We start from the raw sequence: 20,153 nt of genomic DNA on the forward strand, positions 1-20,153 counted from the left end.
ATAGCACAAAGAAAGCTGCACAGTGTAGGCATTAATCATAAGAGTCTCAATAACAAGTTAGCAGCAAAACCAAACGCCAAACAATATGTTCCTGTAAGAATACAGAAACAACCCAACAAAACATGCACGAAAGTACAACATAGCCACAACACACCGTTAAACAAAGTAAATTATGCGTGAAATAGCTGCAAAAAAACGGGGAAACCGAGCGATTTCATAGTCAGTTAATGTACACCTGTATATGATGCTATCGAAAGCTCAACTAAATGAGCTAAAGATAACAATTAATAATGATGGGTCACAATATGAAACTACTAAAAACTGCGGCTGCGGCTGCAATCTCGATGGCGTTATTAGCTGGATGTAATGACGAAACTAACAACATCTATCCGCCAGAGCCAACTGAACCAACGAACGTTCGATTCGCGACATACAACCTCTCTTTCGACCGTTATACCTTTGAAGACCTGGTCACTGAAATGCAGTACTCTGCACCAGAGCAAGAAGTCTTGATGACCAAATGGTTTGAAGATGATCTAACTGAAGATGAATTAAAGGTTGTCGAAAAAATCATCCAGATCCGTAACGTTGCAGCCGTAATTCAAACTGAGCGTCCAGCGGTATTGATGATGGGTGAGTTTAACAATGATGGTCTGGGCGAAAACCAGGATGCAATTAATGGCTTCCGTTTAAACTATCTTGCTGTGCCACAAAATGGGCTAGGCACAACCTCTGATGAGAAGAAGATGTTAGAGCCAATTCAGTTTGCTTATACTGAGAACTTCTCAACAAATACAGGCCTGTTAAGTGAATTTGATCTAGACCGTAATGGTACAGTCGCCCTTCCTGGCGATGCTTGGGGATATGGTAACTACCACGGACAGTATGCTTTCGGCCTGCTATCACAGTACCCTATCGATACAGATAACATCCGTACTTTCCAAGACTTTAAGTGGAAAGATATGCCGGGTGAAACTAACCCAGTGATCACTGTTTGTGATAATCCAGACAAGCCAATTCCTGATGGATTAGCGTGTGGCGATGAGTGGTATACGGCTGAAGCATGGGCACAGAAGCCACTTTCTTCTAAAAACCATGTCGATGCACCAATTCTTATTCCAACTGCCAATGGTGAGAAAGTTGTTCACCTACTACTATCTCACCCGACACCACCAGTATTCGATTACATCACTGAAAACAACAAATTGTTAAACAGTGCTGAGATCAAGTTCTGGAGCGACTATGTATCAAATGCCGACTACATCTACGATGATGCCGGTGTTAAGGGTGGTTTAGGTTTGGATGCATCTTTCGTGGTTATGGGCGATCTTAACGCCGATCCTGAAAATGGTGATGGCTTCCTGGAGTCAATTCAAGACCTAATGAATCATGAGCGTGTAAACGTGCTTGCTACAGATGGTGTTTACGCGCCAAACAGCCTGGGCTCTACTGAGTGTGTTGCACTTGGTGATTGTGGTGATAGCATCTACCCGGATCGCATCACCAGTACCTTTGGACTACGTGTCGATCACGCTATCCCATCAAATGATCTAAACATCGTCGACTCAGGTGTATTCTGGCCAGCGACCTTCGAAGAAGGTCGTTTATTGATGAACGATGAGCGAGTAGGCAAATGGGGTAACGGTAAAGATATCTCTTCCGACCACCGCTTAGTTTGGATTGAAGCAGAGCTTTAATCTTACTCAATAGATAAGCAGTTAATAAATAACAAAAAACCGCCCTGATTTATAATATAAATTCGTAGGCGGTTTTTTTATCTTTATAAATCAATCTGATTAACGCTTCTTATCGGCTCTTCGGCTTGCGTAACTCGACTTACCTTTATCTGCAGAATTGCCGCCGCGATTATTACCGCTGCCTCCTCTGCTCCCATGCTTAGGCTTACCCTTACGTCTCTCTACACGCTTTTGACTCGGCTCTTGAGTTTCTCTATAGCGAGCAGGCAGTGGTGTCCCGAGTTCATAGCCGGGAAGTACAGTGCGAGGTAACTTCAGTTCAATTAAGGTTTCAATCTCTTCGAGCATCTTCTCATCGGATGGACATACAAACGAGATGGCACGCCCCTCAAGACCCGCTCTGCCCGTGCGTCCGATACGATGAACATAGTCTTCGGCATCGAAGGGAAGCTCGAGATTGATAACCAGAGGCAGAGCCTGAATATCCAGCCCCCTTGCGGCGACGTCGGTAGCCACCAGCACTCTTAACGCACCATTTTTAAAATCATCGAGGGCACGATTTCGAGCGCCCTGGGTTTTGTCACCATGAAAAACCGCACTCTTAACCCCATCGAGCTTTAACTCTTTCTGCAGGTGCTCTGCGCTCTCTTTAGAGCTGGCAAACACCAGCACTTGTTGCCAATTATTACGGCCGACTAACTCAGATAACAACTCAGCCTTACGGCGCTTATCGACAAGATAAACCTCCTGCTCAACACTTGATGCAGAGCGACTCTGAGCGACATTTATCCACTGAGGAGAGTGCAGCATTTTCTGAGCCAGAGTCTTTACATCATCGCTATATGTAGCAGAAAAGAAGTGTGTAATGTGCTCAGCTGCGACAAGCGCTTTAACTCGCTCGATATCACGGACAAACCCCATGTCCAGCATCCTATCGGCTTCATCGATCACCAACGTCTTCACACCCGATAGGTCTAATCCATGCTGGCCGATAAAGTCGAATAACCGACCTGGTGTGGCGACTAAAATATCAACCCCGGCATTGAGTGCTTTTCGTTGTGGATTCATGTTGGCACCGCCATAAACCGCCAAGGTTTTCAGCGCAGTAAACTGACAGTAGCGAGAAATATTCTCTGCCACCTGTATTGCCAGCTCCCGAGTCGGTGTCAATATCAGGCCTCTTAGGGAACCTAAGTTCATCTCATCGAAGAGTAGCCTCTGTAATAGAGGCAGTGCAAACGCCGCTGTTTTACCTGTGCCAGTTTCGGCACAAGCCATGAGATCCACGCCCGTTAATGCAACAGGAATAACCTCAGATTGCACCTGAGTCAGTTGTTGATAACCACATACATCGATGGCTTCAAGAATTGAGGGGTTCAAATCGAGTGCGTCAAATTTCATGAAAAACTCACAGGGGATAATAAATGAGCGCGGAGTCTACCAAAATCAGGCATCACTGGCTATGGTGAACCCTTTTCATTGGAGGACTCTGTTAAACCGATAAGATATTTCGCTTCAAACTCTACAACCGGAACAGGTTTTGAAAAAAGGTAACCTTGACCATAGTCACAACCCGCTTCGAGCAAAATCTTTTTCTGGTACTCGGTTTCAACGCCTTCGGCGATAACTTTCATTCCAAGCTTGTGGGCCATCACGATAATCGCTTCGCAGAGGGTAACGTCATTAGAGTCGGACTCTAAGTTACGAGTGAAGGATTGATCAATTTTAAGATAATCGATATCGAACTTTTTGAGATAAGCCAGTGACGAGTACCCCGTACCAAAATCATCGAGAGAAACCTGAACTCCCGCATCCCGGTAAGCCAATAGTTTTTCTGAGACCCCCATACTCGCATCCAGCAACAGGCCTTCGGTTATCTCCACGCAGATCCCGTTGCTCTCGAGGTTGAGCTTTTTTAACTGCTCGATCCAATCGACGAAGCTCTCTCCCTCATCCCTGAATTGAATCGGCGATTTATTAATACTTATCTGTATCGCGACGCCAAAACGTTCACGCCACATAGCACTCTGTTTCGCAGCCTGTTCAAACACCCAGTTGCCGATTTCGATGATTAAACCCGTCTCTTCTGCTACGGGAATAAACTCACCGGGTGATACCACTCCTCTGACGGGGTGGTGCCATCGGATCAACGCTTCGGCCTTAAATACTTTGGAGTCGTTTAACTCAATGATCGGTTGGTAATAAATTTCAAACTCTTTGCGCACTATAGCTTTTCGCAGGTCCCGGATAAGTAGCATCCGATATTTGGCATACTCCTGCATGGAAGGTGTAAAATAATGGTATCGATTTCTTCCCTGCTCTTTTGCGGCGTACATGGCTTGATCCGCATGCTTTAGCAGACCATCGATGGTTGAGGAATCGTCAGGATAGAGGGTGATCCCGATACTCGCACTAATATAAGCACTTTCATTATCTAAATTAAAAGGCTCTGCCAGCCTGGAAAGAATATTTTCGGCAACTCTTTCAACCCCTTTGTGATCCTTTATCGCCGAAAGTACGACGGTAAACTCATCACCGCCTAACCTTGCCACCACATCTGATTCACGAATACAGCCCTTAAGGCGCTTAGCCGTTTCCACAAGAAGCTGATCGCCAATATCATGACCTAAGCTATCATTGACCTCTTTGAAAAAATCCAAATCGAGAAACATCAGTGCGAAATGTTTTTTATTCCGATCTGACTTGAGTAGTTCTGTGCCCAGATACTCCAACAGCATTCTCCGGTTGGGCAAACCGGTTAGAGGATCATAGTTCGCCTGCTTCCAGATAATATGCTCGGCCTGTTTCTTCTCGGAAATATCGGAAAACAGTGCGACTCGGCGATAGACCTCTCCCTTGTTATCTAAAATGGTATTGATGGTCAACCAGACAATAAATTCGGTTCCACCCTTGTGTTTCAACCAGACTTCCCCCTGCCAGCGGCCGGTTTCGGTTATCTGCATATTCATCTGATCATATTGATTTTTACTGGTTCTATCACACTGCAGAATTCGAATATGTTTACTGAGGACCTCATCCTCCTGATAGCCGGTTATATCGCTAAAGGCAGAGTTGATGGTGATGATATTGCCCAAGCTGTCCTGAACACTCATCGCCTCACTCGAGTTGTTATACACAGATGCTGCGAGTTGTAATGATTCCTCTACCCGTTTCCTGTCGGTGATATCCGTATTCGTGCCACACACACGAAGGGGGACACCATTTGAGTCTTTACTCGCCACCTTGCCACGATCGAGTATCCAACACGTTTCACCGCTGAATGTATTTAACCTATATTCGATAATGTATTGAGGGTTATCTCCCTTAAGGTGTTTATCCATCGCATGTAACACCTCGAGCCTGTCCTCGGGATGAATGGCATTAATCCATAACCGTGCATCATCATTAAGTTCTTCGACACTACAGCCTAAAAGCTTGGCGCAATAGTCATTGCGCTCGACGATATCCGATTTAATATCCCAATCCCAAAGTCCAAGTTCACTACTGTCTAACACCAGTGCTAACTGCTCCTGACTTTTAGACATAGCCGACTCAGCTTGTTTCTGAGAGGTAATATCTAACAGACCCGCTATCACCAACTGAACTTGATTATTCACTCTCTGGCAAGCAACTGTTAAGTGGGTATAGACGATCGAACCATCTTTAGCCACATAACGTTTATCCATCTCATACTCATCAAACTCACCATCTAACATGCGGTTAAACAGGTTAAGATCTGTTTGCAGATCATCATAATAGGTCATTTCGGCCCAGGTTTTTAACAGCAACTCCTCCTCGGTATATTGCAACATCTGACACATACGGGGATTCACCTTTATCCAGTGCTGATCCACCGAAGAGATTGCAATACCAATATTGCCGACATTGAATTGGGAGCGGAAAATGAAGTCATCTTGAAGCTGGATCTTGGCGTCTAGCTCAATCTCCAGGCGCCGGGAGAGCAACAAGCCAAGCAAGACGAATGCGATGGGATATACGATTAACGCTGGAAAACTAATCCGGGACAGGATATTTATTGCCATATCGAATGGCAGTACAAACATCCATAGAAGGCTAATGACTTGCAGGATAAAACCAAAAATATAGAGTTCTTTAAAGGATAGATCCGCAATGAAACTCTTTCGATAGTATCGCCAATAACTCCCCAGGAGGCCGGAGGAAATTATGATGCCTATTCCGGCCCACCAGCCACTACCTCCCTCTAAGTACCGATAAACGCATGCAATAACCATGGCGACAAAGGTGGGCAATCCACCGAAGAAGAGTCCGGAAACCCCCAAAATAATGGAGCGCGCATCGAAAAAGACCCCAGGCAGGTACTCCCAGTGAGTCATCATGGTCGTCACAGTGATCCCACCTATGACGGTTCCGACGGAGATCCGCCAAAGAAAAAAGTACTCATGCCTCTGCTTTCTGGGGACGGCATCGTACACGAATACCATAGCCAGAAGCAGCGCCGCATTCTGCACTAAAGAAAAAATGACATCTGAATCCATAGGACGGAACGAATCTCTTCAATAAATAGGGAGTTACGAACTTTGATTGTAGCAGAATCGTTACAAAAATGAGACAGGTAACTATTAGCACAACTGAAAATCTGAATTTCGATCTATCTGAAATAAACGATAAACATTAGGTTCTATTGGAATAGCTTGCTCTGTCTAAACGAAATTAAGGGCGACAGCCAAGAGATATTTACATCCAGCTCACAAAAAAATGAATAAATCGGATAAATAACTGTCATGTCTTTGGAAAGTTGGATTATCATTGTTTTTAAGAGTCATACGGATACTCATGGTTTAAAGGATTTTATGCCAAACTTCAATCTACTCCCGCGAGCATGTTCACTGCTATTGTGTCTCATCAGTTACGGCCTTGCCGCCGATGACACGCCTAATACCATCAAGTTAGCTGCCGAAGACAATTGGGCTCCCTATGCCGAATCTTCCGGGATCGGGCTCTCACACTCGCTAATCAATTCCGCATTCTCTCGTGTTGGTATAGAAGTCGACAGCATTGTTGTTCCCTATGCTCGCGCCGTTGTTATGGCCAAAAAGGGGATAGTCGACGGCGTTTTTAACTTAGTAAAAGAGAAAAGCACTCAAGATCAATTTATCTTCGGCAAACAAGCTCTTTTTTCAGCCACCGCTTCATTTTATCAAAACAAGCAGTCTCCTCTTAACGTGGAAAGCAAATGGCAACTTCCGCAAAATACCAAAGTCGGCATCATAGACGGCTACGAGTACGGAGATGAATTATCAGAGTTGCCAAACATACAAGTGATAAAATTATCAAATCACAACCAACTGATTAACTTGCTGCTATTAAATAGAATAGATACTGCCATCATGTATGATCTGGTTGCCGAGCAGTATATAGAACAGATGCGGGTTTCATCAGAAATCGGCCCGACATTCGTTAACCATACCGGCCAGGTTTATCTCGCTTTCTCCAAGAAAAACCCAGAGGCTGAACACTTGGCCGAGATGTTGGACACAGGGTTATCAGCCCTGAAAAATGACGGCAGTTATCAGCAAATTATGACTTCGACCATCGAAACCGCTCATCATTTTAGTGACAAGTTAAAGCCTTAGCAGAGATCTTCTCGTCTCTGCCCTCTGAGAGCATACAAATTGAGACAGCTTTACGGTATCAAAGATAGAGGTAGCACCTCTTGGACTTGTCGCTGTGCTAGACTAGCGCTAATTTTCCAACACTGTCCTCATACATGCAAAACTCTAAAGAGATGAATTACAGCTCAACATTTCACTTCCCGGTACAGATCTATTACGAAGACACAGATTTTTCCGGTGTGGTTTACCACCCAAATTTTCTGAAGTATTTTGAACGGGCAAGAGAGCATGTCATTGGAGCCGAGATTCTATCAGCCTTATGGCAAGAGGATGGACTGGGCTTTGCGGTATATCGAAGCGATATGTTGTGCCATGACGGTGTCGAATTTGCCGATATTATCGATGTTCGAACCAGCTTCTACTTCGAAAGCAAATACAGAACGGTCTGGAAACAGGAAATTTGGCGTCCCAATGCAAAGAAACCTGCGGTTACCGCTCAAATCGAGATGGTCTGTATGAATAAAGCCCGTCAGCTTGCCCCCATGTCGGCGGATTTGATTGAGCGACTCAGTCAGTCTTTCAGCTCACCGGCCCTGTCATAGATTAATATGTAAGCGATTAATATTTAAGAGCAACGGATAAACAAAGCAAACTTATTGTTTATCCGCTTCAATTGCCTCTATCCCCATCGCCTCCAATTCGTGGCAGCCTGCTCTGCTGAAGCTGGCCCCAACAGCCTTCTAGCACCTTGGCACTCATCGGCTTTGCGAAGAGATCCCCTTGAATTTTATCGACCCCCATCTTCATCAATGCCAGGTATATCTCCTCGGTTTCAACCCCCTCAACCGTCACCTTAAAGGCAAGCCCCTTTGCCAATTCAATGCTGCACTTCATGATGTGTAATGCTCGAGAGTCGACTAACAGGTCATCGATAAACGCCTTATCAATTTTCACCTCATCCACGGGAAAATTTTTCAAATAAGCCAGAGAGGAGTGACCCGTACCGAAGTCATCGATAGCAACGTCAACCCCCACCTGTTTCAATTTACTAATCGTTTGAATCGCAGTATCCATGTCGCCCATCAGTGTGCTCTCGGTTATCTCAATGGAAAGCGTACTGGCATCGACCCTGTGTCGCTGTAACTTAGCCTGAATATCATCACATAGTGTGCCACTGATAAGATCTTGAGTTGAAAGGTTAACTGCAACCTGCATATGTAAGCCCGACTGCCGCCATTTAGCCTGTTGAGATATCACCTGATCCAACGCCCACTGGCTCACAAGCTTTATCATCCCGGCGCACTCTACAAGCGGAATAAACTCAGCCGGCGACAACACGCCGAATTGATGGTGTTCCCAGCGCATTAACGCCTCTACCTGTACACATCGCCCATCAGATATAGTTAGCTTGGGCTGGTAAACCATATACAACTCCCCCGACGCTAAGGCCTTAGGAAGTCGGTTAATGATACTGAGTTGGCGATGTTGACTGACATCGTCACCCTTCATATAGCCGGCGAAGAAATATTTATCTTGTTTGGCTTTAATAAGGGCAAGATCCAGCCGTCTCAAGAGCTGACTCACATCGGTATGATGTTGTTTCAAATCAAGATATCCCATCTGAATTTGAACCGTTATCGGGGTATCATCTATCTCAAAAGGGGCTTGTAACTGGTTACGAATAGCAAGCAGCGTCTCTTCCGTTCGGTCACTGTCAAAATAAAGCAGAAACTCATCTTCATTCATGCGAGCCAGAAACGTCACCTCTTCATCGAGAGCGGTGAGACGCTTTGACAGTGACAGGAGCAATTTATCGCCAACTGAGAAGCCAAACAGATCATTGACGAATCGAAAGCGATAGATATCGATTAACACTAAGGTTCCCTGTGTTAATGGCATCAGACTCATAAACTTTGATTTCAGTCCTAAACGGTTAGAAAAACCGGTTAACTTATCTTTATCATTCGGAATCGGAAGGGTAGCAATAAAATATTGTAATGCTTGATAAAGCTGAATGAACTTTGTGGGAACTGTAGAAACATGTAACTGATGATAGCTGTAAGGCTTTTTTAGATATTGTATTAAATCATGAATAAACTTGGTGTCATCTTTTTTATGCCGGTACCAATAGGTAGTACCAGCGACACACAGAATAAGGAAAAACCAGATATACCAATCGCTTTCCACGCGAGTCCTTCAACCCCATGTTTATTCATCGATTTAAACTTGAAGACTTGCAAGTCCTCTGTTCACCTACTCATAACTCAATTTAATAGAGTGGTATTTATCAAGAAACTCATCACCGGCCAACTCTTCGGCCGAAACCGGCAGCCCGCGCTTTGCAAATACATCCAACCGCTCTTCGAGCTCTGCGCCAGACCTTAGCTCACCGGTATAAAATGCGGCGGCGCGAACAAAGTCGAGATAGCCGACATTATCGGGAAGATAATGAAGATCCGACCATCTTTCGACAACCTCCATCACTTCCGGGGCAAAATCCCAACTTTTTAAGACGGCGCGGCCTATCGGCCCCTGCATCTTGCGCACCAATGCCCTAAGTTGAACGATACTGGTAAACAACTCAGGCTGAGACTCAGCCTCGGTAAGCACAGGCAAGGCGCCAATATTATGAACCAAGCCCGCTAATGTAAGGGTGTCAAAATTAAGTCCGCTGCCCTTATGGGCCTTATTATAGATCTGTAACATGGCGCAGGCCGCCGAAGTCACTTCGATAGAACAGGTCCAGACTTCATCCATCACCTCCCAAACCATCTCATTGGTAGAGATAAACAGCTGCTCCATAGCCACGGAGGTCGCAATCGCTTTAATCTGAGTTAATCCGATTCTGGTGACCGCACTGTTGACGTTTTCGGCTTTCACACCACGGCTGTACAAGGCACTATTGGCCACCTTGATCATTCGTGCCGAAATAGCGGCATCCTGACCTATGATTTCAGCAACTTGTTTGGGGCTCGAATCGGGTCTCGAAACGACCTCCTGAACTCTCATCGCCACCTCGGGTAACGTAGGCAACACTAAGGAATCAGCCTTTAATTTCTTTAAAAGCCCGACCAATAGTTGATGTTCAGTAGACATTTGGACTCCACTCTCTTTTTCTTTCAAAAATAATTCGACTCAATGAGCTCGATGAGTATATCAGCAGATGAGTTAAGTGTAGGTGTAAAAAGTATTCAGATAGTTAACATCTTGTTTAGATTCTAGCTAACTTTAAGATTAATAGGGAGTAAAAATCAAAATTTCATCCCTCTCATTTAGCGAATATTATTTTACCCACTTCTCTATTTGACGTTTTTTGCTCTAAATTTGATAACAGGCGTGGCATTGAGTAAAATGCCCGCCCGCTTGTTATATCGAATACTGAACAACTGAGAGTAATTATGTTTAAACCTGAGCTATTGTCTCCTGCTGGGACACTGAAAAATATGCGTTACGCTTTCGCCTATGGCGCTGACGCTGTCTACGCGGGCCAGCCTAGATACAGCCTTAGGGTTCGAAATAATGACTTTAAGATGGAAAATCTGGCAACAGGTATCCAGGAAGCCCATAGCTTAGGTAAAAAGCTCTACGTGGTCAGCAACATTGCGCCTCATAATACTAAGCTTAAGACCTATATCAAGGATATGGAACCTGTCGTTTCCATGAACCCTGACGCCCTCATCATGTCAGATCCTGGCTTGATTATGATGGTAAGAGAAGCCTTTCCCGATCAAGTGGTCCACCTTTCTGTACAAGCCAATGCCATCAACTGGGCATCGGTGAAATTCTGGCAGCAACAAGGTATCAAGCGCGTGATCCTCTCTCGTGAGCTCTCACTCGATGAGATTGAAGAGATCCGCCAGCGTTGCCCCGATATCGAGTTGGAAGTCTTCGTCCATGGCGCACTTTGTATGGCTTACTCGGGTCGTTGCCTGCTTTCGGGCTATATCAACAAGCGCGATCCAAACCAAGGCACATGCACCAATGCATGCCGCTGGAAATATGATGCACATGAAGCAAAAGAGACCATGGAAGGCGACATCGTTGCTGTAAATCCCCAAGGCCTTGTGGATCAAAATGGTGTTCAGATCCAGACTCCGACCTTAGGCGAAGGCCAACCAAGTAACGAGATCGTCCTGCTGCAAGAGGCCGGACGTCCTGGCGAGTATATGCCAGCCTTCGAAGATGAGCATGGTACTTACATCATGAACTCTAAAGATCTTCGTGCCATTCAGCATGTCGAACGTTTAAGTAAGATGGGCATTGATTCATTAAAGATCGAAGGTCGAACTAAATCATTTTACTATGTCGCGCGTACCGCTCAACTGTATCGCCAGGCTATCGAAGATGCGGCTTCGGGCAGAGATTTCGACCGTACATTGATGCACAATCTGGAAGGACTGGCACATCGTGGCTATACCGAAGGCTTCCTGCGTCGTCATGTTCATGATGAGTACCAAAACTACGATTATGGCTACTCTATCAGCGATACCCAACAGTTTGTTGGTGAGTTCACGGGTAAGCGAAATGATGTAGGCATGGCTGAAATCGACGTGAAGAATAAATTTAGCGTTGGCGATAGCGTCGAGGTGATGACCCCTCAGGGTAACCTGACACTCACTATCGACTCACTCATTAACCGTAAGGGTGAAAATGTAGAAGCTGGGTTAGGTTCCGGGCACTTTGTGTTCCTGTCGGTGCCGGCTAACGTAGAGTTAGATAAAGCAGTGTTATTGCGTAACTTGCCGCAAGGTCAAGATACCCGTAACCCGCACTCTCCAGCATAACAGAGCGCAAAAATCAGATGGCACTAATAATCGACGATAGCTGCATCAACTGCGACATGTGTGAGCCTGAATGTCCCAATCAGGCGATCACTATGGGTGAAGAGATCTACGAAATTGATCCCGAGCTCTGCACCGAATGTGTTGGCCACTACGAAAAACCGACCTGTATCTCGGTGTGTCCCATCGATTGCATCGATCCGGACCCTGCTCATCAAGAGTCTGAAGATGAACTCTTAGTGAAGTATCACCTCATTACCGGTAAACCTGTAGAATAAGAGCTAAATCAAACCTATGTCGACAACGACATAGGTTTCCAGTTTAAAAATATAACCTGTTTTTTGACGATGCTATTACGGTTTCATCTCATATTGATCTTTCATGGTATAGACGTAATTCTCCCAGACTCGGGTATTACGTGCTTCATCGACGGTCGGACGCTTAATCATTCGATTACATATCATCTGTTGAACACAAGTAGCGCTGCCTTTTTGACTCAGTTGCAGCGCAAACTTTGAAAAGTCACGCACCATAAAATCGAAGATCTGCTCAATAAGATCATCCTCAATCCATTTTATCTTCGCATTCTCTAAAATAAGTTGACCATAAACCACAAGCGTGAAGAGCTCGCCCAAGATCAGCAGAAAATCGAAATCTTTGCTCTGCTCTTTACTCGGTTTAGCTGCCATCAGCAGTATTTTTAATAAGCGGATCTGCTTTTTAAAGATATTGACGTTAGGCAGGTCGACGCCATTATAGACTTTACGATAATCATGAAACCGGGTCTTACCCAGCCCCTTAGTCGCTCCCTGATTAAACAAAAATGCATCATTGACCGGCTCATCCATCGTCGGAGTCTCAGGGTATGCGGCGGGCTTAAAGAAATAATTTGCCATAAATTTCAAGATGAGTGCCATATTGACGTGAACCGTCCCCTCAAGCTTTGGCAATGCCCGGATATCTCTCACCGCCATCTCGAAGTACATGTTCTTCTCAAACCCTTTGGCGGCCATGACATCCCAAAGCTCGTTTATCACCTCCTCCCCTTGCGTGGTTACTTTCATCTTAACCATAGGGGTGAATAACAGATAACGGCGGTCATCTTGATCTGCGCATCGCATGTAATCAACACCCCGCTGAGCAAACAGTTTCATGGCACTCAAACGGGCGTAGGAGTCGATAAACAACTGCTTAATATGGACAAAATCGGTAACATAATGATCGAACAGTCGTCTGTGAGATGCGTGATTTATCGCTTCGAAATAAGCATGTGAACAGATACCGATTGAAGCCCAGCCCAGATTGAACTTGCCCACATTGACGGTATTTAGCGCCATATCCCATGCGTCACGACCCGTAGCTAAGATATCAGCTTTAGCGACCGGATAATTATTGAGACGATATTCGGCGACATAGTTTTGCGAGTTAACGACATTTTGCACTAACTCGTAATTTGGATGCTGAGAGTCGGCGACGAAGAAAACGTACTCATCGGTATCAGTGAGCTTGCCAAAGGTTGACACCAATGCCGCTTTATTGCCGTTACCGATATAATATTTACTGCCGCTGGCCAGGTAGGAGCCGTCATCTTGTCGGGTAAGACACATGTCTGTGGAGTAAATATCGGCGCCGTGTTCTTTTTCAGACAGGCCAAACGCGAAGATCCCCCCCTCTTTTAACAATTGCGCCGCATGCTGCTTTACCGCTTCATTATTACTGATCCAGATAGGCCCTAAACCGAGTATTGAAACCTGCCAGGTGTACCAATGAGCCAAGCCATAAAAGCCTAATACTTCGTTGAGCGCACAGTTACGAAAGGTGTCCCAACGGTCCCCTTCGACTCCGTAGGCTTCTGGGGTCAGAAATGTGGCAAACAGCTGCTCTTTCTTCTCGAACTCGAGAAAGTCGGCATACCAAGTTCGCTCATGATCATCGGCCTTGAGTTTAGCCTTCCCCCTATTCTCAAAAAACGCAATTGTCTTTTTAATCAAGGCTTTTGAACGAGCATCGAGGTGATCATAACTTTCAAGCTTTGGATTCAGGATAACGGTTCGTCTATCCCCATTGCCGTTAAAAACAGGAACCGGAGGTGTGGAAGAGGAGTTTGATTCTGCCTTACTGGCCTGACTGTTATTAATCGGTTCAGCCTGTTTCATATAACGTGCTCTCAGTTGTTTTTATCTGTTTGATAACCCTTGACAGAAATCACTCATGTCACCAATGACCACAGGATAGTGTTCTCCAGAAAGTGGAGCTGTGGGGTTAATCATCGCCCCCGAAAGTGCAACAACAGAAACAACAACCCAACATGGCCTTAACAACACATCGTACCACCTAGCCTCTTTCGGCCAAGGAAGATAGCCCGGAACTGTGAGGCATATTGTCTTAAACCCATTTTAAGCTAACCACAGCAGCGAATAGGAACCGCCCCTTGATCCTATCGGTATTAAACTGATACCAAGCTTGCCTTTATTTCCCGCTTGCCACAGTCATATTTAAGGTGAGCGGGCGTCCTTCCACAGCTGATTTTATAGACAAAATTATAGCGCTTGGTGTGGTATTGTGAGCCTTCTCCCCAAAAACATAACTCCATCTGTTGCAACTCCTCTTGGCGGTACGATGCCAGCGACTTCTCTGCTTCGTCCCTGTCACGCCTTTGGCACTTATTTGTCAGCAGTTGCTCAAATTGATAGTCGGCAGCAATATCGGTGACATGCTTGTTGAGTTCAAACTGGTAGGCAGTTAAATCTTCTGGAAAAATAGCATCGATAAAACCGATATTCGCGGCGGCCTGAGCCCCCAAAGGTAAACAGGATTCAGTTAACTCTGCCGCCTTCTCCACACCGACTCTGCTGGGAAGTGTGTAGGTCCAATATTCGGAGCCATATAACCCCATCCCTTTGTAATGTGGATTAAGCACCACGCCGTCGCGGGCATAAATATAATCGCAGGCTAAGGCCATCATAGCGCCACCGGCACCGGCATTATTTCGAACCGCTGCGACGGTGATCTTGTTACGTGTTTCCAATATGGCTTTAATGAGATCATCTATGGCATTGATATTAAGCCAGGATGACTCGGCTTGATCTTCTGACGCCTCAATATGGTTGAGGTGAATACCATTCGAAAAGAAGTCATCCCCTCCCATCAGCACTAAGACCTGGGTATCCCTTGCCAGTGCCGCTTTATAGGCCTTGAGTAGGCGATAACATTGCTCGGTTCCCATAGCCCCATTGTGAAAATTGAAATACAGATAGCCGACGCTTTCCGACTCACTATAAGTTATCTCTGAGAAGGTATCTGTCTTATGAACGGGTAAAACCTTCAGGCTTAACTCTGGGGTAGCTTCGATAGCCTTACCCAGCACCCAAGTCGCGGGTAATTTAATAAATGATTGAGCCTCGCTCTTTTGTCGTTTCAAGTGGCTGATCCACACAGCCCCGTCGATTGTTGCAACGCAGATAGCACCATCACGTCGAGCTAAGATCTGTTTAGGTTTATCCCCTTTCAGCACTCCTTCACTATGAGCACCGTAAAGATAAACCGGCAGGCCACAAAACTCATCCAACACGCCAGGAAAACTATCTGCGGCGCGAATTTTATCCAGAACGGTTTGAGTGCAGTCTTCGGCCCAGTCGACCGCCCGTCCGGATTGTTTGAGCAGTGGTCGAAGCTTCCCTTTTACATCGGCTCGAGAATAATCTAAAGCTTGTGGCTTAAACCTCATACTTAGCGGGTTTACCTGGAGAGCATCCGTTCGCAGTTTAAAAAGGTCGATTATCTCATCAACTAAATGAGCAGCCATCTTAGTCACTTCCTGACGATAGAGGCTCGCTTTGGAAGCTGCGCGCATCGGGAAATTCCCCGTCGACCAGATATCTCCGGCGTCCATTTCGCTATCGGCTTGTAATGCGGTCACCCCCCACTCACTTTCACGATTTAAAATAGCCCAATCAAGCGATGAGGGACCACGATCGCCCGTGATCCCCGGATGAATGATGATACAAAGATGCTTATTCCAGATATCGTCTGCGATCCGCTGCTTCAGAAACGGGCAGAGAATGATATCCGGACAAAATTCGCTAACAGTGTCACGAACTTCGTCATCGCAACCGGCAAATATCACTCTCACGTCATGACTCTGCAGCCTGAGCTGCTCAAATACACGTTGTGTTAATCCATTAAATGCCGTTACCAATAACAAGACACGCATAAAGTTTCCTATTTAAACCAATCGATTTCATTCCCAACTTTGAGAATGAAAATAATCAAAGAAGATAAAATGATTCAGTAGCAGAGGTACAAAGCCTCACTCCAGAATGAAATGTCGGGATGAAATCGATGTCGGCGCTAAGAGCCGCTAGAATTTGAGATAATAAAAACGGAACCCTAGGGTTCCGTTGTTTTTGCTGACAAGCCTTAAGCCGCTTCAGGGTTGGCCTTGAGCTGTAACTGCTGAATAAGCTGCGCCAGCTTCTCGATGCTGTGCCTTATCGGAGACGGCATGGTATCGAATTCGATACTGAGCAGCAGGTTTTTGATCTCAAGCCCCAGCTCGGTGTCACCTTCGATAGATAGCTTACGCTGGAAAAACAGGGTATCGGGATCTTCTTTGCCCGCAGCGATCAATAGCAACTCTTTAGATTGACCGGTAAATGTCACTTCGGCTTTGGTTGGTTGACGAACCTGCCAACGGCCATCGAAGCTGACTTCAAACTCGAGCCCCATATCTTCAACCTGTATGGCAACCCAATTACCCTGAAGAAAATCAAGTTCTTCATCTTCTGCTTGCTGTGCAAGTAATAAGCCGAGTAAACGTTCCAGCAGATCCGCCTTTACTCTAAAAGGCACTAAGGCCAATGGTCTGCGAACTAGCTTGGGACCCAGCTCTAACAGCTGATTGGCTACATTACCCAGAAGTGGTTTTTGCATATCAATCTCGCTCCTCAATATAGGAAGTCATCGCTCTACCTACAACAGGAGAGTAAAAAAGAAAATAATTTTACCCAAATTTTATGATCGCAAACATGTTTTATATCAAGTATTCGATATCCATTCCCTTTTAAAATCCATTTTCTTATTTTGGGAGTATTTCGGAGCACGAATATGGAACTGCTGTGTCCAGCAGGTAACTTGGCATCACTGAAAACGGCATTAAATGCCGGTGCCGATGCCGTCTACTTGGGCTTGAAGGATGATACCAACGCCAGATCATTCGCGGGACTGAATTTTACCCCGAAGAAGCTACAGGAAGCGGCACATTTTACCAAGAAACAGGGAAAAAAGATCTTCCTCACCATCAACACATTTCCAAAGCCAGGCGAGGAGAAACGGTGGTATGAGGCGGTAGATATTGCAGCCAATACAGGGATTGATGCCTTGATTGTGGCAGACTTGTCACTTCTCGATTACGCTCATAGCCGCTATCCACATCTGCCCCTTCACCTATCGGTCCAGGCCAGTGCCACTAACCTAGGCGCATTGCAACTCTATAAAGAGGAGTTCAATATCGAGCGCGCCGTTTTACCACGGGTGTTATCGATGAAACAGGTGAGAGATCTTGCTAAAGTCACGCCGGTTGATCTTGAGGTGTTCGCCTTTGGTAGCCTGTGTATTATGGCCGAAGGGCGCTGTCACCTTTCATCTTACGTAACGGGTCAGTCCCCGAATACCGGCGGGTCTTGCTCCCCGGCAAAACATGTACGTTGGCAGGAGGAGGGAGCCGATAGATTAACTCGTCTTAACGAGGTATTAATCGATAAGTCAGGCATAGATGAACAGATGGGTTATCCCGTCGTCTGTAAGGGTCGTTACATCACAGAAGGTGACAGTGCCCCATCACACCTGCTTGAGTCGCCAACCAGCCTTAATACCCTGAGTCTGCTGCCAGAATTGGCCAAGGCAAATGTCGTGTCGTTAAAAATCGAAGGCAGACAACGTAGCCCTGCCTATGTCGAGCAGGTCACAAAAGTATGGCGCAACGCCATTGATACCTATCTCAGGGACCCACAAAATTATCAAACGCAAGCCGAGTGGAACAGAGCCCTCTCCAAAGTATCTGAAGGGCAGACCACAACATTGGGTGCCTATGAGCGTACCTGGCAGTGATAATATTTGTGCTCGAACACAGGAAGAAAAAATGAAAGCATCACTCGGCCCTCTGCTTTACTGCTGGCCAAAAGAGAAGGTAATGGAGTTTTACAAATCCGTTGCCGATAGTTCGATCCCATTAGTATATTTGGGCGAAACCATATGTAGTCGACGACGAGAACTCAAATTTTCTGACTATATGGAAATAGCTAATATGTTGAGAGAGTCGGGTAAAGAGGTCGTCATCTCGACATTGGCCCTACTCGAGGCCCCCTCTGAATATAGCGAACTGAAGAAACAGGTCGATAATGGTGAGTTTATCATCGAAGCCAATGATATGGGGGCCGTTCAGGCTGCCAAGGAAAAAGGCTTGCCCTTTATTTGCGGACCAACGGTAAATAACTATAATCTGGCCAGCTTAAAAAAACTTCACTCTTGGGGCATGCAGCGATTCGTAATGCCTGTTGAGTTATCAAAAAACTGGTTAAATACGGTACTCTCGGTTGAGAAGCCTCAATTCGAGGTTGAAGTATTCGGACATGGGTATCTGCCTTTAGCACTCTCTGCACGTTGTTTTACAGCCCGGCATCAAGGGCTGGCAAAGGATAAATGTCAAACCATCTGTCTCTCAAATCCAAAGGGGCTGTTGGCCCAGACTCAGGAGTCTCAACCGCTACTGAGATTGAACGGTATACAGACACAATCTGCCGGGTGTATCGATCTTTCACCTGAAATTGGTGAGATGGCAAAAATGGGAGTGGATTACTTCAGGGTGTCGCCTTCCGGCATGCCGTGTATTTCGCTTGCGGAGCAGCTTTTTGAAGCCGATGTTTCGGGGCGTGTAGCGAATACAGAAGATCGCTGTAACGGCTACTGGTATCAAGAGGCTGGCTTTAATAATCTGAGTTAAGTGCAACGTCAAACAAGGCTGTAGGGATTAACTCCTTATGGCCTTGCTCTTCTCACCTTCTTCAACCTGCTTGATTTGTGCTTGATTTCTCAGGCTTTGTACCATGCCCATTCCCCAAAGCATAAACAGAGTCAGACTTAACCACTCAAGGGTTGCCGGCCACCAGATATCGGGTCTGGGTAACTCCATCACCATCTCTTGGTAAAACTGCTTGTCTCCCGCTATCAACCCTAAGTCTATATGGGAAAGCACGAGGAAACATAAGAAGCTGATAAAGGTTAATATGCCGGTAACGGCATTCCAGCTCGAGTAAAACAGCCTCCCCTTCATCGATAGGTATACGAGATAAAGAAAAGAGCTAAAACTACCGAAATAGAAAAAATACTTAATCGCCATGGTATGCAGATGGTATACGTTGACAGGAAATAATCCGGCTGCCGCAAGTGACATAAACGTTAGTACCAAGGAGAGAAATAATGAATAAAGCAGTTTGCTGTCGATCAGCTGAATAGAGAAAAGGCAAAATAAAATTAAACTCAAGCTGCCAAAGAAGAGCCCCCCATTAATCACCACGGCAAAGGTTGAATGCCCATAGTGACCAAGCTCACTGAGAGTATGATTAAAGAAGTTGAAGTTATGGCCTTCAAAGTCTTGAAAGCCTAAGGCGGATAGAATTACGCCCATCAAAAGCCCGACAATTCCCAGCGTCCCGAACTTAAACGCAAGACTGGATAGCTTTACACTCTTCTCTATCATATTTCCTTAGTTCACCAATACACTAGCCGAATAACATATATGGAATCATGTTCTATTAACGAGGTCTAGCTCAGATTTTTTACAATTCCCTTTCAAGAACGCTAATAAACTAACCTACTCTAATATTGTAATAAAAAACAAGACACTTTCGGCTGATAATAACTGCGGCATTAAAGTTCATCATGCCGCTTCCTAGCCTCCTCCTGCAACACAGCTTTACCCCCACAAGATAAAGAAACAAGTTTATCCATATGTTTTAACAAACTATTTACCGAAAAGTACATAGTGCATTATCCTGTCAGTGAGTTACAATATAAATACTCAA

15 protein-coding genes are annotated in these 20,153 nt (G+C 45.5%); 7 read left to right on the forward strand and 8 right to left on the reverse strand.

Annotation, left to right across the window (positions count from 1 at the left end):
* The first annotated feature begins 305 nt into the window (after nt 1-305).
* Nucleotides 306-1,697, forward strand: a complete 1,392-nt coding sequence (locus EKG39_RS10635) for an endonuclease/exonuclease/phosphatase family protein (protein ID WP_126505717.1) — start codon at nt 306-308, stop codon at nt 1,695-1,697.
* 99 nt (nt 1,698-1,796) lie between these two features.
* Here EKG39_RS10635 and EKG39_RS10640 read toward each other — a convergent pair whose 3' ends face one another.
* Nucleotides 1,797-3,098 carry a DEAD/DEAH box helicase gene (locus EKG39_RS10640; RefSeq protein WP_126505718.1) on the reverse strand — a complete coding sequence of 434 codons (1,302 nt, stop codon included), beginning with the start codon at nt 3,096-3,098 and terminating at the stop codon, nt 1,797-1,799.
* A 59-nt stretch (nt 3,099-3,157) separates the two neighbouring features.
* Nucleotides 3,158-6,214 (reverse strand): EAL domain-containing protein, encoded by a 3,057-nt coding sequence (locus EKG39_RS10645; RefSeq protein WP_126505719.1) that lies wholly within the window; start codon nt 6,212-6,214, stop codon nt 3,158-3,160.
* Between the two features lie 315 nt (nt 6,215-6,529).
* Here EKG39_RS10645 and EKG39_RS10650 point away from each other — a divergent pair, with 315 nt between their 5' ends.
* Nucleotides 6,530-7,312, forward strand: coding sequence for a substrate-binding periplasmic protein (locus EKG39_RS10650; protein ID WP_126505720.1), 783 nt, complete (start codon nt 6,530-6,532; stop codon nt 7,310-7,312).
* A gap of 134 nt (nt 7,313-7,446) precedes the next feature.
* The gene (locus EKG39_RS10655) at nt 7,447-7,893 is read left to right on the forward strand and encodes a thioesterase family protein (RefSeq protein WP_185817569.1); all 447 of its coding nucleotides are present in this window, start codon (nt 7,447-7,449) and stop codon (nt 7,891-7,893) included.
* 67 nt (nt 7,894-7,960) lie between these two features.
* Here the strand turns inward: EKG39_RS10655 and EKG39_RS10660 are convergent, their stop codons facing one another.
* The gene (locus EKG39_RS10660) at nt 7,961-9,478 is read right to left on the reverse strand and encodes a putative bifunctional diguanylate cyclase/phosphodiesterase (RefSeq protein ID WP_126505721.1); all 1,518 of its coding nucleotides are present in this window, start codon (nt 9,476-9,478) and stop codon (nt 7,961-7,963) included.
* Between the two features lie 66 nt (nt 9,479-9,544).
* A complete protein-coding gene (locus tag EKG39_RS10665) occupies nt 9,545-10,387 on the reverse strand; it encodes an HDOD domain-containing protein (protein WP_126505722.1) in 843 nt (280 codons plus the stop codon).
* Nucleotides 10,388-10,689: 302 nt separating this feature from the next.
* Here EKG39_RS10665 and trhP point away from each other — a divergent pair, with 302 nt between their 5' ends.
* Both trhP and EKG39_RS10675 read left to right on the forward strand, forming a co-directional pair.
* On the forward strand, nt 10,690-12,075 hold the full coding sequence (trhP, locus tag EKG39_RS10670) for a prephenate-dependent tRNA uridine(34) hydroxylase TrhP (RefSeq protein ID WP_126505723.1): 1,386 nt from the start codon (nt 10,690-10,692) through the stop codon (nt 12,073-12,075).
* 17 nt (nt 12,076-12,092) lie between these two features.
* The gene (locus EKG39_RS10675) at nt 12,093-12,350 is read left to right on the forward strand and encodes a YfhL family 4Fe-4S dicluster ferredoxin (protein ID WP_126505724.1); all 258 of its coding nucleotides are present in this window, start codon (nt 12,093-12,095) and stop codon (nt 12,348-12,350) included.
* Between the two features lie 75 nt (nt 12,351-12,425).
* On the opposite strand, the gene EKG39_RS10680 is transcribed toward EKG39_RS10675, so the two are convergent.
* The 3 genes from EKG39_RS10680 to ubiT all read right to left on the reverse strand — a co-directional run bounded on the left by EKG39_RS10680 (nt 12,426) and on the right by ubiT (nt 17,004).
* Nucleotides 12,426-14,228, reverse strand: coding sequence for an acyl-CoA dehydrogenase family protein (locus EKG39_RS10680; RefSeq protein ID WP_246028472.1), 1,803 nt, complete (start codon nt 14,226-14,228; stop codon nt 12,426-12,428).
* A 290-nt stretch (nt 14,229-14,518) separates the two neighbouring features.
* Complete coding sequence (locus EKG39_RS10685; protein WP_126505725.1) at nt 14,519-16,285, reverse strand: hydrogenase maturation protein; 1,767 nt, start codon at nt 16,283-16,285, stop codon at nt 14,519-14,521.
* Nucleotides 16,286-16,491: 206 nt separating this feature from the next.
* Complete coding sequence (ubiT, locus tag EKG39_RS10690; RefSeq protein ID WP_126505726.1) at nt 16,492-17,004, reverse strand: ubiquinone anaerobic biosynthesis accessory factor UbiT; 513 nt, start codon at nt 17,002-17,004, stop codon at nt 16,492-16,494.
* Nucleotides 17,005-17,178: 174 nt separating this feature from the next.
* Between ubiT and ubiU the strand changes: the two genes are divergently transcribed.
* Together ubiU and EKG39_RS10700 are read left to right on the forward strand one after the other, a co-directional pair.
* On the forward strand, nt 17,179-18,180 hold the full coding sequence (ubiU, locus tag EKG39_RS10695) for a ubiquinone anaerobic biosynthesis protein UbiU (RefSeq protein ID WP_126505727.1): 1,002 nt from the start codon (nt 17,179-17,181) through the stop codon (nt 18,178-18,180).
* A gap of 31 nt (nt 18,181-18,211) precedes the next feature.
* Nucleotides 18,212-19,072 carry a U32 family peptidase gene (locus EKG39_RS10700; protein ID WP_126505728.1) on the forward strand — a complete coding sequence of 287 codons (861 nt, stop codon included), beginning with the start codon at nt 18,212-18,214 and terminating at the stop codon, nt 19,070-19,072.
* Between the two features lie 27 nt (nt 19,073-19,099).
* Here the strand turns inward: EKG39_RS10700 and EKG39_RS10705 are convergent, their stop codons facing one another.
* Nucleotides 19,100-19,828, reverse strand: coding sequence for a hypothetical protein (locus EKG39_RS10705; RefSeq protein WP_126505729.1), 729 nt, complete (start codon nt 19,826-19,828; stop codon nt 19,100-19,102).
* Nucleotides 19,829-20,153: the final 325 nt, after the last annotated feature.

It is taken from the genome of Shewanella atlantica (genome assembly GCF_003966265.1).
Taxonomy (GTDB): Bacteria; Pseudomonadota; Gammaproteobacteria; order Enterobacterales; family Shewanellaceae; genus Shewanella; species Shewanella atlantica.